Source organism: Pseudomonas parafulva (assembly GCF_000800255.1).
GTDB lineage: Bacteria > Pseudomonadota > Gammaproteobacteria > Pseudomonadales > Pseudomonadaceae > Aquipseudomonas > Aquipseudomonas boreofloridensis.
Map to the genome: position 1 here is coordinate 4,134,672 of NZ_CP009747.1, position 18,236 is coordinate 4,152,907.

Annotated in this window: 19 protein-coding genes; 6 read left to right on the forward strand and 13 right to left on the reverse strand. The window is 65.0% G+C overall.

Annotated features, from left to right (window positions below):
• Positions 1-45: 45 nt before the first annotated feature.
• Positions 46-855: a prolipoprotein diacylglyceryl transferase gene (gene lgt, locus NJ69_RS18055; protein WP_039581842.1), complete on the reverse strand. Its 810-nt coding sequence runs from the start codon at positions 853-855 to the stop codon at positions 46-48.
• Between the two features lie 10 nt (positions 856-865).
• Positions 866-1,648 (reverse strand): sulfite exporter TauE/SafE family protein, encoded by a 783-nt coding sequence (locus tag NJ69_RS18060; RefSeq protein ID WP_039581843.1) that lies wholly within the window; start codon positions 1,646-1,648, stop codon positions 866-868.
• A 131-nt stretch (positions 1,649-1,779) separates the two neighbouring features.
• On the opposite strand from NJ69_RS18060, the gene NJ69_RS18065 reads away from it, so the two are divergent.
• A complete protein-coding gene (locus NJ69_RS18065) occupies positions 1,780-2,526 on the forward strand; it encodes an NRDE family protein (protein ID WP_039581844.1) in 747 nt (248 codons plus the stop codon).
• Positions 2,527-2,565: 39 nt separating this feature from the next.
• On the opposite strand, the gene ptsP is transcribed toward NJ69_RS18065, so the two are convergent.
• Both ptsP and NJ69_RS18075 read right to left on the reverse strand, forming a co-directional pair.
• Positions 2,566-4,839 (reverse strand): phosphoenolpyruvate--protein phosphotransferase, encoded by a 2,274-nt coding sequence (gene ptsP / locus NJ69_RS18070; protein ID WP_029614756.1) that lies wholly within the window; start codon positions 4,837-4,839, stop codon positions 2,566-2,568.
• Between the two features lie 22 nt (positions 4,840-4,861).
• Positions 4,862-5,341: an RNA pyrophosphohydrolase gene (locus tag NJ69_RS18075; RefSeq protein ID WP_029614755.1), complete on the reverse strand. Its 480-nt coding sequence runs from the start codon at positions 5,339-5,341 to the stop codon at positions 4,862-4,864.
• Between the two features lie 145 nt (positions 5,342-5,486).
• Between NJ69_RS18075 and NJ69_RS18080 the strand changes: the two genes are divergently transcribed.
• The gene (locus tag NJ69_RS18080; protein ID WP_029614754.1) at positions 5,487-6,143 is read left to right on the forward strand and encodes an HAD family hydrolase; all 657 of its coding nucleotides are present in this window, start codon (positions 5,487-5,489) and stop codon (positions 6,141-6,143) included.
• Between the two features lie 7 nt (positions 6,144-6,150).
• On the opposite strand, the gene NJ69_RS18085 is transcribed toward NJ69_RS18080, so the two are convergent.
• Both NJ69_RS18085 and ilvA read right to left on the reverse strand, forming a co-directional pair.
• Positions 6,151-6,576 (reverse strand): DUF2269 family protein, encoded by a 426-nt coding sequence (locus NJ69_RS18085; RefSeq protein WP_039581848.1) that lies wholly within the window; start codon positions 6,574-6,576, stop codon positions 6,151-6,153.
• Between the two features lie 85 nt (positions 6,577-6,661).
• Positions 6,662-8,176 (reverse strand): threonine ammonia-lyase, biosynthetic, encoded by a 1,515-nt coding sequence (gene ilvA / locus NJ69_RS18090; protein WP_039581850.1) that lies wholly within the window; start codon positions 8,174-8,176, stop codon positions 6,662-6,664.
• Between the two features lie 133 nt (positions 8,177-8,309).
• On the opposite strand from ilvA, the gene rpiA reads away from it, so the two are divergent.
• Positions 8,310-8,984: a ribose-5-phosphate isomerase RpiA gene (rpiA, locus tag NJ69_RS18095; protein ID WP_039581854.1), complete on the forward strand. Its 675-nt coding sequence runs from the start codon at positions 8,310-8,312 to the stop codon at positions 8,982-8,984.
• An 11-nt stretch (positions 8,985-8,995) separates the two neighbouring features.
• Here rpiA and NJ69_RS18100 read toward each other — a convergent pair whose 3' ends face one another.
• The 4 genes from NJ69_RS18100 to NJ69_RS18115 form a co-directional block, all read right to left on the reverse strand.
• Positions 8,996-9,901 (reverse strand): SdiA-regulated domain-containing protein, encoded by a 906-nt coding sequence (locus tag NJ69_RS18100; protein ID WP_039581857.1) that lies wholly within the window; start codon positions 9,899-9,901, stop codon positions 8,996-8,998.
• Between the two features lie 83 nt (positions 9,902-9,984).
• The gene (locus NJ69_RS18105; RefSeq protein ID WP_039581859.1) at positions 9,985-10,905 is read right to left on the reverse strand and encodes an SdiA-regulated domain-containing protein; all 921 of its coding nucleotides are present in this window, start codon (positions 10,903-10,905) and stop codon (positions 9,985-9,987) included.
• A gap of 120 nt (positions 10,906-11,025) precedes the next feature.
• Positions 11,026-11,691: a fumarylacetoacetate hydrolase family protein gene (locus tag NJ69_RS18110; protein WP_029614749.1), complete on the reverse strand. Its 666-nt coding sequence runs from the start codon at positions 11,689-11,691 to the stop codon at positions 11,026-11,028.
• 23 nt (positions 11,692-11,714) lie between these two features.
• On the reverse strand, positions 11,715-13,112 hold the full coding sequence (locus tag NJ69_RS18115; RefSeq protein ID WP_039581862.1) for an FAD-binding oxidoreductase: 1,398 nt from the start codon (positions 13,110-13,112) through the stop codon (positions 11,715-11,717).
• Positions 13,113-13,296: 184 nt separating this feature from the next.
• On the opposite strand from NJ69_RS18115, the gene serA reads away from it, so the two are divergent.
• Together serA and NJ69_RS18125 are read left to right on the forward strand one after the other, a co-directional pair.
• Positions 13,297-14,526, forward strand: coding sequence for a phosphoglycerate dehydrogenase (serA, locus tag NJ69_RS18120; RefSeq protein ID WP_039581865.1), 1,230 nt, complete (start codon positions 13,297-13,299; stop codon positions 14,524-14,526).
• 205 nt (positions 14,527-14,731) lie between these two features.
• Complete coding sequence (locus tag NJ69_RS18125; RefSeq protein ID WP_052192146.1) at positions 14,732-15,265, forward strand: substrate-binding periplasmic protein; 534 nt, start codon at positions 14,732-14,734, stop codon at positions 15,263-15,265.
• Here the strand turns inward: NJ69_RS18125 and NJ69_RS18130 are convergent.
• Complete coding sequence (locus tag NJ69_RS18130; RefSeq protein WP_039581868.1) at positions 15,222-15,713, reverse strand: DUF523 domain-containing protein; 492 nt, start codon at positions 15,711-15,713, stop codon at positions 15,222-15,224. The genes NJ69_RS18125 and NJ69_RS18130 overlap by 44 nt on opposite strands.
• A complete protein-coding gene (locus tag NJ69_RS18135) occupies positions 15,700-16,332 on the reverse strand; it encodes a 2OG-Fe(II) oxygenase (protein WP_039583307.1) in 633 nt (210 codons plus the stop codon). The genes NJ69_RS18130 and NJ69_RS18135 overlap by 14 nt, the downstream gene beginning before the upstream one ends.
• Positions 16,333-16,444: 112 nt before the next feature.
• Between NJ69_RS18135 and NJ69_RS18140 the strand changes: the two genes are divergently transcribed.
• Positions 16,445-17,197 carry a DUF2059 domain-containing protein gene (locus tag NJ69_RS18140; protein WP_039581871.1) on the forward strand — a complete coding sequence of 251 codons (753 nt, stop codon included), beginning with the start codon at positions 16,445-16,447 and terminating at the stop codon, positions 17,195-17,197.
• Here the strand turns inward: NJ69_RS18140 and NJ69_RS18145 are convergent.
• Positions 17,190-18,119, reverse strand: coding sequence for an alpha/beta hydrolase (locus NJ69_RS18145; RefSeq protein WP_039581872.1), 930 nt, complete (start codon positions 18,117-18,119; stop codon positions 17,190-17,192). The genes NJ69_RS18140 and NJ69_RS18145 overlap by 8 nt on opposite strands.
• Between the last annotated feature and the right edge of the window lie 117 nt (positions 18,120-18,236).

Below are 18,236 nucleotides of genomic sequence, written 5' to 3' on the forward strand. Positions count from 1 at the left end.
TACCTGTGGCAAGCACGGCAGGGGGATCGCCCCTGCCGTGGGATTTCAGTGGGCGGGTGTCGCCGTGGGTTTGCGATTATAAGCCCACCAGATCAGGCCGAGGCCAGCGACGATCATCGGCACGCAGAGAATCTGACCCATGGTCAGCCAGCCCCAGGCCAGGTAGCCGAGCTGGGCGTCCGGCACGCGGACGAATTCGACGATGAAGCGGAAGATCCCGTAGAACAGCGCGAACATGCCGGAGACCGCCATGGTCGGACGCGGCTTGCGCGAGAACAGCCAGAGGATCGCGAACAGCGCCACGCCTTCGAGGGCGAACTGGTACAGCTGCGACGGGTGGCGCGGCAACTGCGCCGGGTCGCTGAACGGCGGGAAGATCATCGCCCACGGCACGTCGGTGGGCTTGCCCCACAGCTCGGCGTTGATGAAGTTGCCGATGCGCCCGGCCCCCAGGCCGATCGGCACCAGCGGCGCGACGAAGTCCATCAGCTCGAAGAACGACTTGTTGTTGCGCTTGCCGAACCACAAGGCCGCCAACATCACGCCGATGAAGCCGCCGTGGAACGACATGCCGCCCCTCCACACCTCGAAGATCAGGGTCGGGTTGGCCAGGTACTGGTGCAAGTCGTAGAACAGCACATAGCCCAGGCGCCCACCGACGATCACCCCCATCGACAGCCAGAACACCAGGTCGGACAGCTTTTCCCGGCTCCAGGTGGGATCGAAGCGGTTGAGTCGGCGGGTGGCGAGCAGCCAGGCGCCGCCAATGCCGATCAGGTACATCAGGCCGTACCAGTGGATTTTCAGCGGCCCGAGTGACAGGGCCACGGGGTCGATCTGCGGGTAAGGCAGCATGGAGGTTCCTCTAGATCAGAAAACTTAAGCCGACGCAGAACAGCAACGCGGCGAACAGACGCTTGAGCAGACGCGGCGACAACCGATGCGCCAGACGTGCGCCGAAGCGGGCGAAAAACATACTGGTGACGGCGATACCCATCAGCGCAGGCAGATACACATAACCCAGACTGTGCGCGGGCAGGTGCGGTTCGCTCCAGCCCAGCACCATGAAGCTCAGGGTGCTGGCCAGGGCGATCGGCAGACCGCAGGCCGACGAGGTGGCCACGGCCTGTTGCATGGACAGGCTGCGCCAGGTGAGGAAGGGTACGGTCAGCGAGCCGCCGCCGATGCCGAAGATCGCCGAGGCCCAGCCGATCACTCCGCCCGCACCGATCAGCCCAGGTTTGCCGGGGACACCGCGACGGCCCTTGGGCTTGAGGTCGAGCGTCATCTGCAGCGCCACCAGCAAGGCGAACACGCCGATGATCTTCTGCAGCAGCGGGCCCTGGATCAACGAGGCAGTCTTGGCGCCGATCGCGGCACCGATGAGGATGCCGACCGTCATCCACAGGAACACCGGCCACTGCACGGCGCCCTTGCGATGATGCTCGAGCACGGCGTTGATCGAAGTGAAGACGATGGTGGCCAAGGAGGTGCCGACGGCCAGATGGGTGAGAATCGACGCATCGAAGCCTTGCAGGGTGAAACTGAACACCAGCACCGGCACGATGATGATGCCGCCGCCCACGCCGAAGAGGCCGGCGAGCACACCGGCGCAGGCGCCCAACAGCAGATAGAGTACGAATTCCATTCGCAGGCCCAGAGAATGCGATCCGGCATGGTAACGGAAGCCGGGGCCACGGCTCTAGTGAACTCTGCGTCAGGTTGATGCGCGAGCGCCAGGCAGCCGCTACAGTGGCAGACTCAGCCAGAGGCCCCAGCATGTGCCTGATTCTATTCGCCTGGCGGCCGGGTCATGCCCAGCCGCTGATCGTCGCGGCCAACCGTGACGAGTTCTACGCCCGCCCTGCCCAGTCGTTGAGCGCCTGGGAAGACGCCCCAGGCGTGTATGCCGGTCGCGACCTGGAGGCCGGCGGCACGTGGCTGGGCATCGGTCCGGGCGGGCGCTTCGCGGCGCTGACCAATATTCGCGATCCGCGTCAGCCGCTGGGGTCGCGCTCGCGTGGCGAGTTGGTGGCGGCGTTTCTGCGTGGCGAGATGGCAGTGACGACGTACCTGCAGCAGGTCGCCGAACGCAGCAGCCACTATTCAGGGTTCAACCTGCTGGCCGGCGACGGCCAGGTGCTGGGCTATGTGAACGCGCACGAGGCGCTACCACGGCTATTGCAGCCAGGCGTCTATGGGCTTTCCAACGCTGCGCTGGATACGCCGTGGCCGAAGCTGCTGAAGGCGCGGCAGGCGTTCGCGGCGGCGTTGGAGACGCCCAGCGCGCAGTATTTTTTGGCGATGTTGGCCGATGACGCGACGGCGCCCGACGAGGCGTTGCCGGAGACGGGCGTCGGCCTCGCGACCGAGCGGCTGCTGTCGAGCGTGTTCATTGCCAGCCAGAACTACGGGACACGGGCGAGCACCGTGTTGATCGTCGACGATCAGGGCAGAAGACGGATGATCGAGCGCAGCTATGGGCCGTTCGGCGGGCACTTGGGCGAAGTCGAAGTCAGCGCCTGACGCATCGGCGCCAGCCCGCGCTATCAGGGCGCTTTTCGCTCACAGGGTCTTGTTCGGCCCGATCATCCGCGCCAGACCGAGATTCTTCAACGCCAACTGCAACGAGCTGTGGATGACCTGCGGGTTGTCGTGGCTCATGGCTTCGCTGAGCAGTTCGCTGGCCTTGCTCAAGTTCACCTGACGCAGCATCCATTTCACCTTCGGCAGGTTGGTGGCGTTCATCGACAGGCTGTCGAAGCCCATGGCCATCAGCAAGATGGCGGCTGCCGGATCACCGGCCATCTCGCCGCAAATGCTCACCGGTCGCCCTTCGGCATGGGCATCGCGCACCACCGTCTGCAAGGCTTGCAGCACTGCCGGGTGCAGGTAGTCATAGAGGTCGGCGACCCGTGGGTTGTTGCGGTCCACCGCCAGCAGGTACTGGGTCAGGTCGTTCGAGCCGACCGAGAGGAAATCGACCTGCCGGGCCAGTTCGCGGGTCTGGTAGACCGCGGCCGGAATTTCCACCATCACCCCGACCGGTGGCATCGGGACATCGGTGCCCTCGTCACGCACCTCGCCCCAGGCGCGGTGGATCAGGTGCAGCGCCTCTTCCAACTCATGGATGCCGGAGATCATCGGCAGCAGGATGCGCAGGTTGTTCAGGCCTTCGCTGGCCTTGAGCATGGCGCGGGTCTGCACCAGGAAGATTTCCGGGTGGTCGAGGGTGACGCGGATACCGCGCCAGCCGAGGAAGGGGTTCTCTTCCTTGATCGGGAAGTAGGACAGTGCCTTGTCGCCACCGATGTCCAGCGTGCGCATGGTCACCGGCAGTGGATGGAAGGCGGCCAGTTGCTCACGGTAGATCGCCAGCTGTTCCTTTTCGCTGGGAAAGCGCTGGTTGATCATGAACGGCACTTCGGTGCGATACAGGCCCACGCCCTCGGCGCCGCGCTGCTGAGCCCGGGCGACGTCGGCCAGCAGCCCAGTGTTGACCCACAGCGGCATGCGATGGCCATCGGGGGTGACGCAAGGCAGCTCGCGCAGGGCATCCAGGCCGCGGGCCAACTGGCGTTCTTCCTCGACCACGTCGCTGTACTGCTTGCGCAGCACTTCGCTGGGGTTGGTGTAGGCCTCGCCCTTGTAGCCGTCGAGAATCATCTCGATGCCATCGACCTTCGAATACGGTAGATCGACCAGGCCCATCACCGTCGGGATGCCCATGGCCCGGGCCAGAATGGCCACATGCGAGTTGCCCGAGCCCAGCACCGACACCAGGCCCACCAGCTTGCCTTCCGGCACTTCGCCGAGCATCGCCGGGGTGAGTTCCTCGCTCACCAGAATGGTGTTGTCGGGGTAGACCAGGGTCTGCGAGCGCGCTTGCTGCAGATACGCCAACAGGCGCCGGCCGAGGTCCTTGACGTCGGAGGCGCGCTCGCGCAGGTAATCGTCGTCCATCAGCTCGAAGCGGTTGACGTGCTCGCCGACCACTTGGCGCAGTGCGCCCTGGGCCCACTGACCAGTCTTGATGACCTCGGCCACTTCGCCGCCGAGCGCGGCGTCTTCGAGCATCATCAGGTACACATCGAACAGCGCCCGTTCTTCGGGGCGCAACTGGGTCGCCAGTTTGGCCGACAGCTTGCGCATGTCGGCGCGCACGCCTTCGAGGGCGTTCTCGAACAGTTTCAGTTCGCCGTCGATGTCTTCGACGGTCTTGTCCGGCACCACTTCCAGGTCGGCGGGCGGCAACATGACCACCGCACGCCCGACAGCGGCACCGGGCGAGCCCGGCACACCGACGAAACGCGCTTCCTGGATACCCTTGCCCTGACGGCCCAGGCCACGAATGGAGCCGGTGGCCTCGGCGTGGGCGATGACCCCGGCGAGCTGCGCGCTCATGGTCACCAGGAAGGCTTCCTCGCCCTCGTCGAACTGACGCCGTTCCTTCTGCTGGATGACCAGCACCCCGACCACGCGACGGTGGTGGATGATCGGTGCGCCGAGGAAGGAGGCGAAGCGCTCCTCGCCGGTCTCGGCGAAGTAGCGGTAGCGCGGGTGATCGGCGGCGTTTTCCAGGTTCAGCGGTTCCTCGCGGGTGCCGACCAGGCCCACCAGGCCCTCGTTGGGCGCCATGCTGACCTTGCCGATGGAGCGCTTGTTCAGGCCTTCGGTGGCCATCAGCACGAAGCGGTTGCTCTCCGGGTCGAGCAGGTAGACCGAGCAGACCTGGCTGCCCATGGCTTCCTTGACGCGCAAGACAATGATCCCCAACGCCGTCTTGAGATCTTTGGCGGAGTTCACTTCCTGGACGATCTTGCGCAGCGTATTGAGCATGGCTCGGGGTCGAACTCCGTCGTCAGTCGCGCGTCAGCAGGCGCGGGGCTAGCTCTTTCAGCGCGCGGCGATACACCTCGCGCTTGAATGTCACCACCTGGCCCAGCGGATACCAGTAGCTGACCCATCGCCAGCCATCGAACTCCGGTTTTCCGGTCAGGTCCATTCTCACCCGCTGTTCGTTGCTCACCAGGCGCAGCAGGAACCACTTCTGCTTCTGGCCGATGCACAGCGGCTGGCTGTGCGTACGCACCAGGCGCTGAGGCAGACGATAACGCAACCAGCCGCGGGTGCAGGCAAGTATTTCCACATCCTCGCGTTCCAGGCCAACTTCTTCGTTCAGCTCGCGGTACAGGGCATCTTCTGGGGTTTCGTCAGGGTTGATTCCGCCCTGGGGAAACTGCCAGGCATCCTGGTTGATCCGCCGAGCCCATAGCACCTGTCCGGCATCATTCGTGAGAATGATCCCGACATTGGGGCGAAAACCATCCGGGTCGATCACGGCAGCAACCTCGAAAACGCATGTCGCCGCATTGTTCCACAAAGCTTGCGAGCGCAGCAACGCGCCCGCCATCGCTTATGGGCAGCGCGCTAAAAACTCCGTATTCTGCGGGACTTCTTCCCGGAGGCTTCTGCGAGAAAACCCCATGCGTTTGGCTTTATTCGACCTGGACAATACCCTCCTCGGCGGTGACAGCGATCACGCCTGGGGCGACTACCTGTGTGAACGGGGCATTCTCGACCCCGTCGCCTACAAAGACCGCAACGACGCGTTCTATCAGGACTACCTGAACGGCACCCTGGACCTGCAGGCCTACCTGGCCTTCTCCATGGAAATCTTCGCCGCCACCGAGCCGGCCCAGCTCGATCAATGGCACCGCGAGTTCATGCGCGACTGCGTCGAAGCGCTGATCCAGCCCAAGGCCCTGGCCCTGCTGCAACAGCACCGCGACGCCGGCGATCACCTGGTGATCATCACCGCCACCAACCGCTTCGTCACCGCACCCATCGCTCGCCGCCTGGGCGTGCGCACCCTGCTGGCCACCGAATGCGAGCGCGACGGCGAGCGCTACACCGGGCGTAGCACCGATATACCCTGTTTCCGTGAAGGCAAGGTGACGCGCCTGCAGCGCTGGATGCTGGAGAACGGCTACGACCTGCAGGACAGCTACTTCTACAGCGACTCGCTCAACGACCTGCCGCTGCTCGAGCAAGTCACCCACCCGGTGGCAGTGGACCCCGATCCCAAGCTCAAGGCAGAAGCCGAACGCCGTGGCTGGCCGGTGATTTCGCTGCGCGACTGACGAGCCCTCAGACCGGCTTGGCACCCATCAAGCCGGCGATCGACAGAAAGCACACGCCACTGAACACCGCCAGCGCCAAGGTCAGCCGCAGCCCCACAGGCTCGGCCTTGCGCAGGCGGTTCAGGCGCACCAGCAGCCACCAGACGGCCAGCGCACCCAAGGTGTAGAGGATGCTCGAGGCCAGCACCCAGGTCTGCCCCAGCGGCCAGCCCACCAGGTGCACCAGCCACCAGCCCGTGAACGGCATGCTCAGCAGGCACACGCCCATCACCAACCAGACGAACACTAGCGGACGACGCAGCAGCTTGGCGTAAGCCTGGGCATCGCCCTGGCGACGGGCACGCCAGGTCAGGATCGCCAGCCCCAGTGCACCGAGCAGCAGCAGTGCAGTGGCGAGGACGTGCAGGGTCTTGAGGGCGGTCAGGTGTTCCATGTCATGTCCTTCGGGCACTGGAGTCCATGTGGCGGCAGCGATCCGCCGCCGCGATCAGGCGCGTTCTGCAACCAAGCGTAGCCGCTCAGCCCAGGAACAGCGTGTACGCCGGGTTATCGGTTTCGTCCCAGTAGGGGTAGCCGATCTTGGCCAAGGCATCGGGCAGCAGGTGACGCTCGTCTTCCGGCACCTGCAACCCCGCCACCACCCGACCATCGGCCGCCCCGTGATTGCGGTAGTGGAACATCGAGATGTTCCAGCGACCGCCCAGCTTGTCGAGGAAATTGAACAGCGCGCCGGGACGCTCGGGGAACTCGAAGCGCAGCACCCGCTCGTCGCTAGCGGCTGCCGAGTGGCCACCGACCATATGGCGGATGTGCAGCTTGGCCAGTTCGTTGTCGGTGAGGTCGGTGACCGGGAAACCTTGGTCGATCAGGTGCTGCACCAGCGCTGCGCGCGGGTCGGTCTCCGGGTGGGTCTGCACGCCGACGAAGATGTGCGCCTGCTTGTCGGCGTGGTAGCGATAGTTGAATTCGGTGATCTGGCGCTTGCCGATGGCCTCGCAGAAGGCCTTGAAGCTGCCCGGGCGCTCCGGGATGGTCACGGCGATGATCGCCTCGCGCTTCTCGCCCAGTTCGGCGCGCTCGGCCACATGCCGCAGGCGGTCGAAGTTGACGTTGGCGCCGGAGTCGATGGCCACCAGCGTCTGCCCGCTGACGCCGGTCAGCTCCACGTAGCGCTTGATGCCCGCCACGCCCAAGGCGCCAGCAGGTTCGGTGATCGAGCGGGTATCGTCGTAGATATCCTTGATGGCCGCACAGATTTCGTCGGTGCTGACGGTGATCACCTCGTCCACGTGGTGCCGGCAGATGTCGAAGGTGTGCTGGCCGATCTGCGCCACGGCCACCCCATCGGCGAACAGCCCGACCTGTGGCAGCACCACGCGCTCGCCAGCGGCCATGGCCGCCTGCAGGCAATTGGAGTCGTCTGGCTCCACGCCGATGACCTTGATCTCGGGACGCAGGTACTTCACGTAGGCGGCGATGCCGGCGATCAGGCCGCCGCCGCCGACCGGCACGAAGATCGCATCGAGTCGCCCAGGGTGCTGGCGCAGGATCTCCATGGCCACGGTGCCCTGCCCGGCGATGGTGTGGGGGTCGTCATAGGGGTGGATATAGACGAAGCCCTTTTCGTCGACCAGCTTCAGCGAGTAGGCCAGGGCTTCGGGGAAGGAATCGCCATGCAGCACCACCTTGCCGCCGCGCGAACGCACGCCCTCGATCTTGATTTCCGGGGTGGTCTTGGGCATCACGATGGTCGCTTTGATGCCCAGCTCGCGGGCCGCCAATGCCAGGCCCTGGGCATGGTTGCCCGCCGAGGCGGTGACCACGCCACGGGCCAGTTCCTCGGCGCTCAATTGCGCCAGCTTGTTGTACGCCCCGCGGATCTTGAAGGAGAACACCGGCTGCAGGTCTTCGCGCTTGAGCAGGACCTGGTTGCCCAGGCGCTTGCTCAGTTGCCCGGCGCTGTGCAGCGGGGTTTCGACCGCGACGTCGTAGACGCGCGAGGTGAGGATCTTCTTGACGTACTGTTCGAGCATGTTGAACACATCACTGGGCCGCGGGACAGGGGCTGGAAGTCTACCCCAGCGCCCGGTCGGGCGACCACAGCAAAGCCTGTGGAGTGGCTATACTAGCGCCCTTCAGAAAACCTCCTGCCCCTCCGGAGCCCGCATGACCCAGGACCAACTCAAACAGGCCGTCGCCCAGGCCGCCGTCGACTTCATTCTGCCGCGGCTGGATGACAAGAGCATCGTCGGCGTCGGCACCGGCTCGACCGCCAACTGCTTCATCGACGCCCTGGCCCAGCACAAAGGCGCCTTCGACGGTGCGGTCGCCAGCTCCGAGGCCACCGCCGAGCGCCTCAAGGGCCATGGCATCCCGGTCTATGAGCTGAACAGCGTGGGCGAACTGGAGTTCTACGTCGACGGTGCCGACGAGAGCGATGCGCACCTGAACCTGATCAAGGGCGGCGGTGCCGCGCTGACCCGCGAGAAGATCGTCGCGGCGGTGGCCCGCACCTTCATCTGCATCGCCGACGCCAGCAAGCTGGTGCCGGTACTCGGCGCCTTCCCGCTGCCGGTGGAAGTCATTCCCATGGCCCGCAGCCATGTCGCGCGCCAACTGGTCAAGCTGGGCGGCGATCCGGTCTACCGCGAGGGTGTGCTGACCGACAACGGCAACGTCATTCTCGACGTGCACAACTTGCAGATCACCAACCCGGTGCAGCTCGAGGCGCAAATCAACGCCATCGTCGGCGTGGTCACCAACGGCCTGTTCGCGGCGCGGCCCGCCGACCTGCTGCTGCTGGGCACCCCCGAAGGCGTCAAGAGCCTGAAGGCGGAGTAAGCAGCCCCTGCTCAGTCGGCGGCCGGCTTGAACACGTAGAACAGGTTCGGCTCGCTGACCAGGTACAGCGTCCCGGCATCGTCCATGGCGATGCCCTCGGCCTGCGGCACCGTGCGCTCAAGCCCTTGATAACCCTTGCGCAACGATAAGGTACTCAGCGGCCGCCCCTCCACGTCCAGCTCCAGCACCAGGCGCGACTCGTCTGACAGCGCCAGCAGGTGACCGCTGCGCTCGTCGAACTGCAAGCTGGACAGGTCGCGCACGAACAGCCGCCGATCCCGTTTACGGTCCTGCACCACCTGCACGGCGTAGGGTTGGTCGGGCTGGTCGTGAGGAAAACCGCGGACTTCGTAGATCAGCATCGGGTCACGCTCCTTGGCCACGAACAGCCGCTTGCCGGCCGAGTCGTAGGCCAGGCCCTCGAAGCCCTTGTTGCCGTTCAGGCCGATCCCCAGGGTCAATTGCTCGGCCTGGCTGGCGTCGAGCGTGCGCGTGTCATCGTCCAGGCGCACCCGGATCAGGCGCTGCTGGCGCTCATCGGTGATCACGTAGCTGTTGGGGCCGACGTACTCCACCGCCTCCGGATCACCGAAGCCGACCAGCGTCACGCGCCGCAGGATGCGCCCCGCCAGCGACAGCTCGATCAGCTCGGAGCGGGCGTTGGTGACGGTGAACAGGGTCTTGCGCTCGGGATCGAAGGTCAGCGCGGACACGTCGTCGTCCAGGCCATCGATAGGCTGAGCTTGAATCACCGCGCGATAGCGATCCAGGCCCATCCCCTGGTCGCTGGGCTGCCACCAGGTGCGCAGGTTGAACCAGCCGCGCTCGAACAGGCGAAACTCATGGGCCGCCGCCGCCAGCAGGGCCACGGATAGGAAAGCCACGAAAATCAAGGGAAGACGCAGGTGACGGCGCATGCTCAGGGCTCGACGAAAGGTGGCGAATCTAATCACGTCCAGCTGAAACAAAGCTTAATGCCATCATCGCCAGACGCGCGCTTTCAGGACTTCTTGAAGCGGTAGAACAGCGCCGGCTCACTGATGATGTACAGGTTCCCCTGGTCGTCCATGGTCACGCCTTCGGCACGTGGAATGCGACTTTTCAGCCCGTTGAAAGCCCCCAGCAGGCTGATGAAGCTGACCTGCTGGCCCTTCTCGTCCAGCTCCAGCAGCAGGTGAGAGTCCGCCGAGAGCACCAGCAGATGCCCGCTGCGCGGATCGACCGCCAGTGCCGAAAGATTGCGCAGGTCCAGTTGATCGTTGGGCAACGGCTGCTTGCTGCCCACCAGTGGGCCACGTCCATCGGTGTTCCAGGTATAGAGACGCGGCGGGCGCTCTTCGCCGATCACCAGACGCTGGCGTTTCGGGTCCCAGGCAATGGCCTCGAAGCCTTTGTTGCGCTCTTCTGATTCACCCAAGTCGTAATTCGGGAAGTCGGCGCGGGTGAGCGAGGTGGTGCCCGGATCGACCTTGACCACGGTCAGGTCATGGTTGCGCTCATCGACGATGGCGATCTGACCGTTATCGAGCACTGCCACGCCCTCAGGGTTGGCCCAGCCCAGCAGCGGGATCTGGCGCAACACATCACCCTCGAGGGTGAGCTCGACCAGGAAGGGGTTCTTGCCCATGACCGCGAACAGCGTGCGCGTCTGCGGGTTGAAGGACAGGTCCGAGGCCTCATCGTCCGCCATGCCTGGCAGGTGCTTGGCGTCGATGTCCACCCGGTAGTCCGGCAGCCACACGCTCTGCTGGCGTTCGGCCTTGCTCTCGAAGCGCTCCTTGATCCACAGCACCGCGCGGTCGTCCCAGTGCATGGCGATCGCCACGCCATAGGCGATGACCGCCATCGCGGCGAAGGCGAACGACCAGCGTCGGTAGAACGGACGTTTGCGGCGGGCGGAAGCGTGGGAGGCAGCGGGCATGCGCGGTTCCTGATGCGGGCGAGGACGCGCGCATTATCCGCACGGGGTGTGAAAAAATGGTCAATCGCCCAGGCTGGCTGCAGCCGCAAACGCGTGCGCAGCCCGCCTGGATGGGTCCGTTCAGAGCACGCGGCTTTCGAAACGGCTCGCGCCTGGCAGCTCCAGCACCAGTTCGTCACCAACGTTCAGCGGCCCGACCCCAGCGGGAGTGCCGGTGAGGATCACGTCGCCGGCCTGGAGCGAGAAATGCGCGGCGATGTGCTGGATGATCGGCACGATGGGGTTGAGCATCATCGCGCTGCTGCCATCCTGGCGCACCTCGCCGTTGATGGTCAGGCGCACCGGGATATCGGTCACGTCGGCGAAACTCGACGCCGCCACGAAGGGCGCCAGTACGCAGCCACCGTCGAAACTCTTGGCCAACTCCCACGGCAGGCCCTTTTCCTTGAGCTTGGCCTGCAGGTCGCGCAGGGTCAGGTCCAGCGCCGGGGCATAGCCGGAAATGGCATCGAGCACCTCCTCGACGGTGGGCTGAGTGGACAACGGCTTGCCCAGCAGCACCGCGATCTCGGCCTCGTAGTGCACCGAACCGCGCTCGGAGGGGATCTTGAAGCCGCCTTCCAGAGGCACCACGCAACTGCCCGGCTTGATGAACAGCAGCGGCTCGCTGGGGATGGGGTTGTCCAGTTCCTTGGCGTGCTCGGCGTAGTTGCGGCCGATGCACACCACCTTGCCCAGCGGGAAATGAATGCGCGTACCGTCTACGTACTGGTGCTGGTAACTCATGGCCGACTCCTCTGGAACTGCTTTTATTCGGGAGCGAAGATCTTACCCGGATTCATGATGCCGTTCGGATCGAACACCGCCTTTATCGCTTTCATGCAGGCGATTTCCGCCGCCGAGCGGCTGTAGCCCAGGTAATCGCGCTTGGTCATGCCCACACCATGCTCGGCGGAGATCGAGCCGTGGTAACGCTGGACGATCTCGAATACCCACTTGTTGACCGTGGCGCAGGAGGCGAAGAACGCGTCCTTGCTCATGTGTTCGGGCTTGAGGATGTTGAGGTGCAGGTTGCCGTCGCCGATATGGCCGTACCAGACCACTTCGTAATGCGGATAGTGCTCGGCCACCACCGCATCGATGTCGCGCAGAAACGCGGGCACCTTGGACACGGTCACCGAAATGTCGTTCTTGTACGGGGTCCAGTGGGAGATGGTCTCGGACAGGTACTCGCGCAGCTTCCACAAGTTCTTCAACTGCGTCTCGCTCTGGCTCATCACTCCGTCGAGCACCCAGCCCTGTTCCACGCAGTGCTCGAACGTGGCCAGTGCTTCGTTGGCCACCTCATCGGTGCTGGCTTCGAATTCCAGCAGGGCGTAGAACGGGCACGGCGTCTCGAACGGTGCAGGCACGTCGCCGCGCTCGAGGATTCTGGCCAGGCCCTTGTCGGAAAAGAACTCGAAGGCGGTGAGGTCGAGCTTGCCCTGGAAGGCATGCAGCACCGGCATGATCGAGTCGAAATCCGGCGTGCCCAGCACCATCGCCGTGAGGTTGCGCGGGGCGCGGTCCAGGCGCATGGTGGCCTCGACCACGAAGCCCAGGGTGCCCTCGGCGCCGATGAACAGTTGGCGCAGGTCGTAGCCGGTGGCGTTCTTTATCAGGTCGCGGTTGAGCTCCAGCAACTCGCCGGTGCCGGTCACCACCTTCAGTCCCGCCACCCAGTTGCGCGTCATGCCATAGCGGATGACTTTGATGCCGCCGGCGTTGGTGCCGATGTTGCCGCCGATCTGGCTCGACCCACTGGAGGCGAAGTCCACCGGGTAGTACAACCCCTGCTCTTCGGCGAACTGCTGGAGCTGGCGGGTGATCACGCCCGGCTCACACCGCACGGTGCGGTCGAAGGGGTTGAAGTCGAGAATGCGGTTCATGCCGTCGAACGCCACCACCACCTCGCCATTGGCCGCCACGGCAGCGCCGGACAGCCCGGTGCGGCCGCCCGAAGGCACCAGCGCGACCTGATGGCGATTGGCCCAACGGACGATGGCCTGGACCTGCTCGACGGTCTTGGGCAGCACGATGGCCGTGGGCGCGGGCGGGTAGTGCTGGGTCCAGTCCTTGCCGTAGGCCTCCAGCGAGGCGGGGTCGGTGAGGACCTTGCCAGGGTCTACCAGGGTCTTCAGCTCATCAATTACCGCGTGGTCGGTCATCGGCAGAACTCTCGAACGATTCATGGTCACCCTGAGCACTCTTCACCTGTCGGGATAAGCTCAGACGGTGTCGCGTATGCTAGCATAGCGCCCCCGCCGATCGTGCTAAGGCCCGTCCAAAGCCCGTCGCCGCGCCGCTTTGCCCCTCTTCGCCATTTTTTCTCCGGGATACAGGTTTACGCAGATGAGCAAGACTTCTCTCGACAAGAGCAAGATCAGGTTCCTTCTTCTCGAAGGTGTCCATCAGAACGCCGTGGACACCTTGAAAGCTGCTGGCTACACCAACATCGAGTACCTCACGGGCTCGCTGCCGGATGCCGAACTGAAGGAAAAGATCGCCGATGCCCACTTCATCGGCATCCGCTCGCGCACCCAGCTGACCGAAGAGGTCTTCGACTGTGCGAAGAAACTGGTCGCGGTCGGTTGCTTCTGCATCGGCACCAACCAGGTCGACCTGGGCGCGGCGCGCGAGCGCGGCATCGCGGTATTCAACGCGCCGTACTCCAACACCCGTTCGGTGGCCGAACTGGTGCTGGCCGAAGCCATCCTGCTGCTGCGCGGCATCCCCGAGAAGAATGCCTCCTGCCACCGTGGCGGCTGGATCAAGAGCGCGGCCAACTCCTTCGAGATCCGTGGCAAGAAGCTGGGCATCGTCGGCTACGGCTCGATCGGCACCCAGTTGTCGGTCCTGGCCGAGAGCGTGGGCATGCAGGTGTATTTCTACGACCCGCTGACCAAATTGCCGCTGGGCAACGCCACCCAGGTCACCAGCCTGAACGAATTGCTCGGCCTGGCCGACATCGTCTCGCTGCACGTGCCTGAGCTGCCCTCCACCCAGTGGATGATCGGCGAGAAAGAAATTCGCGCGATGAAGAAGGGCTCGATCCTGATCAACGCCGCGCGCGGCACCGTGGTCGAGCTCGACCACCTGGCCAACGCGATCAAGGACAAGCACCTGATCGGCGCCGCCATCGACGTCTTCCCGGTGGAGCCGCGCTCCAACGACGAAGAATTCGAAAGCCCGCTGCGTGGCCTGGACAACGTGATCCTGACCCCGCACATCGGCGGCTCCACCGCCGAGGCGCAGGCCAACATCGGCCTGGAAGTGGCCGAGAAGCTGGTCAAGTACAGCGACAACGGCACCTCGGTGTCCTCGGTCAACTTCCCTGAAGTGGCCCTGCCGGCGCACCCGGGCAAGCACCGTCTGCTGCACATCCACGAGAACATTCCGGGCGTGCTCAGCGAGATCAACAAGGTGTTCGCCGAAAACGGTATCAACATCTCCGGCCAGTTCCTGCAGACCGACGAGAAAGTCGGCTATGTGGTGATCGACGTCGACGCCGAGTACTCGGACCTGGCGCAAGAGAAGCTGCAACAGGTCAAAGGCACCATCCGCTCGCGCGTACTGTTCTGATCGACAGGACCGGTCCGGGAAACCGGACCGGTCGCAAACAGGCTGCGCACTCGCCTACCGCCTGTTCAGAAATATCCCTACTGAAAAATTCCCCGCCTGCCTCAAACATACGCCCGATATCGGGGTCATAGGCAGCGTTCGACCCTGGCCGACCCAAAAGCCTTGGCGAGCTGACTTCATCTGCCGAGAATCAGAAGGGAATTCCATGCGTTTGACCACTGGCCTGCTGCTGGCAGCCCTCATCAGCCCACTGGCCCAGGCCGAGCTGATCGACGAAATCAACGACCGGGGCGAGTTGCGCATCGCCGTGCAGACCGACAACGCCCCTTACGCGTTCAAGAAAGACGAGCAGTTGACCGGCTTCGATATCGAGTTCGGCCAGGAACTGGCGCGTGAACTCGACGTGCGCGCGCAGTTCGTCGAAGCGCCGGCCGACGAGGTGCTGCCCGGCGTGCAAAGCGGCATGTACGATATCGCCCTGACACCGGTAGCAAGTCAGTCCGCCAGCCAAGGCGCGCTCGACCTGAGTCAGCCGTTCGCCGAAAAGACCTTGGTCATCCCCTTCCAGAAAGACAACCCTGCGTTCCAGAGCGCGTTGAACAATGCATTGCAGCGGCTCGAGGACAGCGGACGAACCGCCGAGCTGGAACACAAGTGGCTCGACCCCGAGACGAAGGCCGAGACGGCGCCGTCCGTCACTCCAGCGCCTGCCGAGCCTCCTCCAGCTCCAGCTCACTGAACACCCGCACGCCCTCACGGCGCAACAGCGCAGCCACCACCCCTTCGCCCGGCACCTTCACACCGCTGAAGGTGCCATCGTAGGTCAGTTGGTTGCCGCAGGACGGGCTGCCGGACTTGAGCACCGCTACCCTGATCGCATGCCGTCGCACCAGCGCCAGCGCCTGTTGGGCGCCGCCGAGAAACGCCGCGCTGACATCCTCGCCGCTGACCGTGATCACCTGGGTCTGCCCGTCGAGCACCTGGCCACCTTGCCCCCCGCGAATCTCCGCCGCCGGCCGTGGCGTGGGCAGCCCGCCAGCCACTTCCGGACACAGCGGCACCACCCGGCCTTCGGCCTGCCAGCGCCTGAGCACCTGCGGATGGCCACTGGCGCGCCCGTCGTAGCGCACCGGCTGGCCCAGCAGGCAGGCGCTGACCAGGACCTTCGGCAAATCAGAACGGATCATTGCCACGCCGCCTGAACCAGCCGGTCAGCGACAGGCGTTCGCGCGTCGCTGGCAGCACTTCGTGGGGTATATCGCCGGACAGGAACACCACCAGGCTGCCCGCTTGCGGCTGCACGTCACGCTCGACGCCATCGGCGAGGAACATGCGCAACTGCCCGCCCTCGGTCGGTTGCCAGTCGTGGTTGAGGTAGAGCACCGCCGAGACCATGCGCCGATCGTCGTCGCGAAAGCGGTCCAGGTGCTTGAGGTAGAACGCCCCGGGCGGATACAGGGCGAAATGGCACTCGAAATCCTCGAGCCCGAGGAACAGGCCGCGATTGATGGCCAGGCGCAGGGTGTCCATCAGTTCCAGGTAGCGGTCGCACGGCTCGGCCTGGCCGGGATCGATCCACTGGATCTGGTCGCCGCGAATCGCTTCGCGCACTTCCTGGCTCGCGCCCCTGCCGACGCCGGCGGGATTGAGCTCGCCCTCGGCATGACGGCGACGGCATTCGGCCGCCAGCGCACGGGCCAGCGCGTCGGGCAGGAAAAGCGGCTGTTGCGACCAGCCACGGGTGGCCAGGTCGTCGACCACGGCCGACAGCAGGGGATGTTCAAGGGGATTAGGCATGGCGCGCATCATATCCATTCGCCCCGAGCGCGCACAGCGCCGCTTGGCCGAGAAGCGCGCGGATATCTCGACAAGGCCTGCCGCCCCACGGACAATGGCGACCTGCCGACAGGAGTCCTGAATGCGCCGTCTGTTTTCCCTGCTTCTGCTGATGATCTGCACCATGCCTGTCTGGGCAGACAGCCTCGACCAGTTGTACAAGGCCGCGGGTTGGCCTGAGCAACGCGCCCATTTCAACGACGCCCTCGGCGCCGCCCAGTTGCGCTACCGCAACAGCCTGCCTCCAGCGCTGTTCCAGGCCCTGGTCAACAACAGCAATCAGCGCTTCCAGGCCCAGGCCATGGACACCCGCGCCCAGGCCCAACTGCGCGCCAAGCTGAAGAACCCGGCGCCCGCGCTGGCGTTCTTCCAGTCCTCGGTCGGGCGCAAGGTGGTCGCCGCCGAGTTGCTGGCCACCCGCAAGGATCAGTTGGCCAAGAACGCCAAGGGCCTGCCCAGGATCGAAGCCAGCGACAACCGCCTGCTGGCCATCGGTCACCTGGCCCAGGCGCTTCCGGCCCGCGAAGCCGGCGCGGAAGTGAGCCTGGCCATCGCCGGGGTCGCCGCCGACAGCCTCAGCTCGATGATTCCCGGCCTGCTCGGCAACGGTCAGGCGCAAGGTTTGCTCGACAGCCAGCGCCAGCGCCTGATGAACGAAATCGGCGAAGACCTCAACAACACGCTGCTGTATGTCTACCGCGACCTGAGCGACGACGAGCTGGAGCGCTTCGTCGAATTCGCCGAGTCGGCGCCAGGCAAGGCCTACTATCAAGCCGCCCTGGCCGCCGTGCGCGCGGGCCTGGCCGTGGGGCAGAGCAGCGCCGAGCTCAACTGAGCAGGCGCTGGTCGAGAAAGGCGAAGTAGCACTGGCGGATGTCCGGCAGCTCATTGGCCAGGTGATGCCGAGCCTGGGGCAGCAGCAGGATGTCCGGTTCGTCGAACTTGTCCTTGAGCACCTTGAGGTTGTACGGCCAGTCCACCGTGCCGTCGGCCTCGCCCTGCACGACCAGCAGCCGACGCCCACTGTGCGGCGCCGCCTCGATGCGCCGGACCCAGGCCATCAAGGCGCCGACCCACGCCGTGGGCAAACGCCGGGGCTGTAGCGGGTCGTCCTGCAGGAAGGCGAGAAACGCCGGATCGTTGGTGTTGGCGGTGAAGCGCCGCTCGATGCCATCGACGAAATGACGCAGCACCCGGTAACTCAACTTCGACCAGCCCCAGGCCCGTGGCCGCACCAAGGGTGCCAGCAGAATCACCTGGCCGTCGGCCGGGCTCTGCTCGGCGCAATGCAGCAGGTGATCGATCACGATGGCGCCGCCAGTGCTCTGTCCACAGAGATGCCAAGGCCGCGGCAGGTCGAGCAGACGCGCCTGCTCGAACAGCGCGTGGAGCACCTGCTGATACACAGCGAAGTCGGCGATGCTGGCGCGTGCGCCGCTGGACAGGCCGTGCCCGGGCAGGTCGCAGGCGATCACTGCGAAGCCTTGGCCCAGCGCCCAGTCGATCACGTGGCGGTACAGGCCCATGTGGTCGTAGTAGCCATGCAGCAGGAACAGCGTCGCCACCGGCGCCTGCGGCACCCACACCTGCCCTGCCAGGTCGAAGCCCGCCACGCTGAAGCCGCCCAGCCATGACATCACCGGCAGGTCGAGTCCGTAGAAGCGCTGGTAGTCCTGGGCCTGCGGCGACAGCGGCGGGCGAGTGGCCAAGGGGGCGAAGCTGGCGCGCAGCAGGTCGGGGTGAAAGGTCGGCAGCATCGAAAAGTCCGCAGTCGCGCAAGTATTGATCTGCGATATTCAGCTCTGCGTCCGGCCATGGCAAGCTGACGACTTCGTCCGGTGCTCGATCCAGAGTGCCGCCGCCCCATCGCGGAC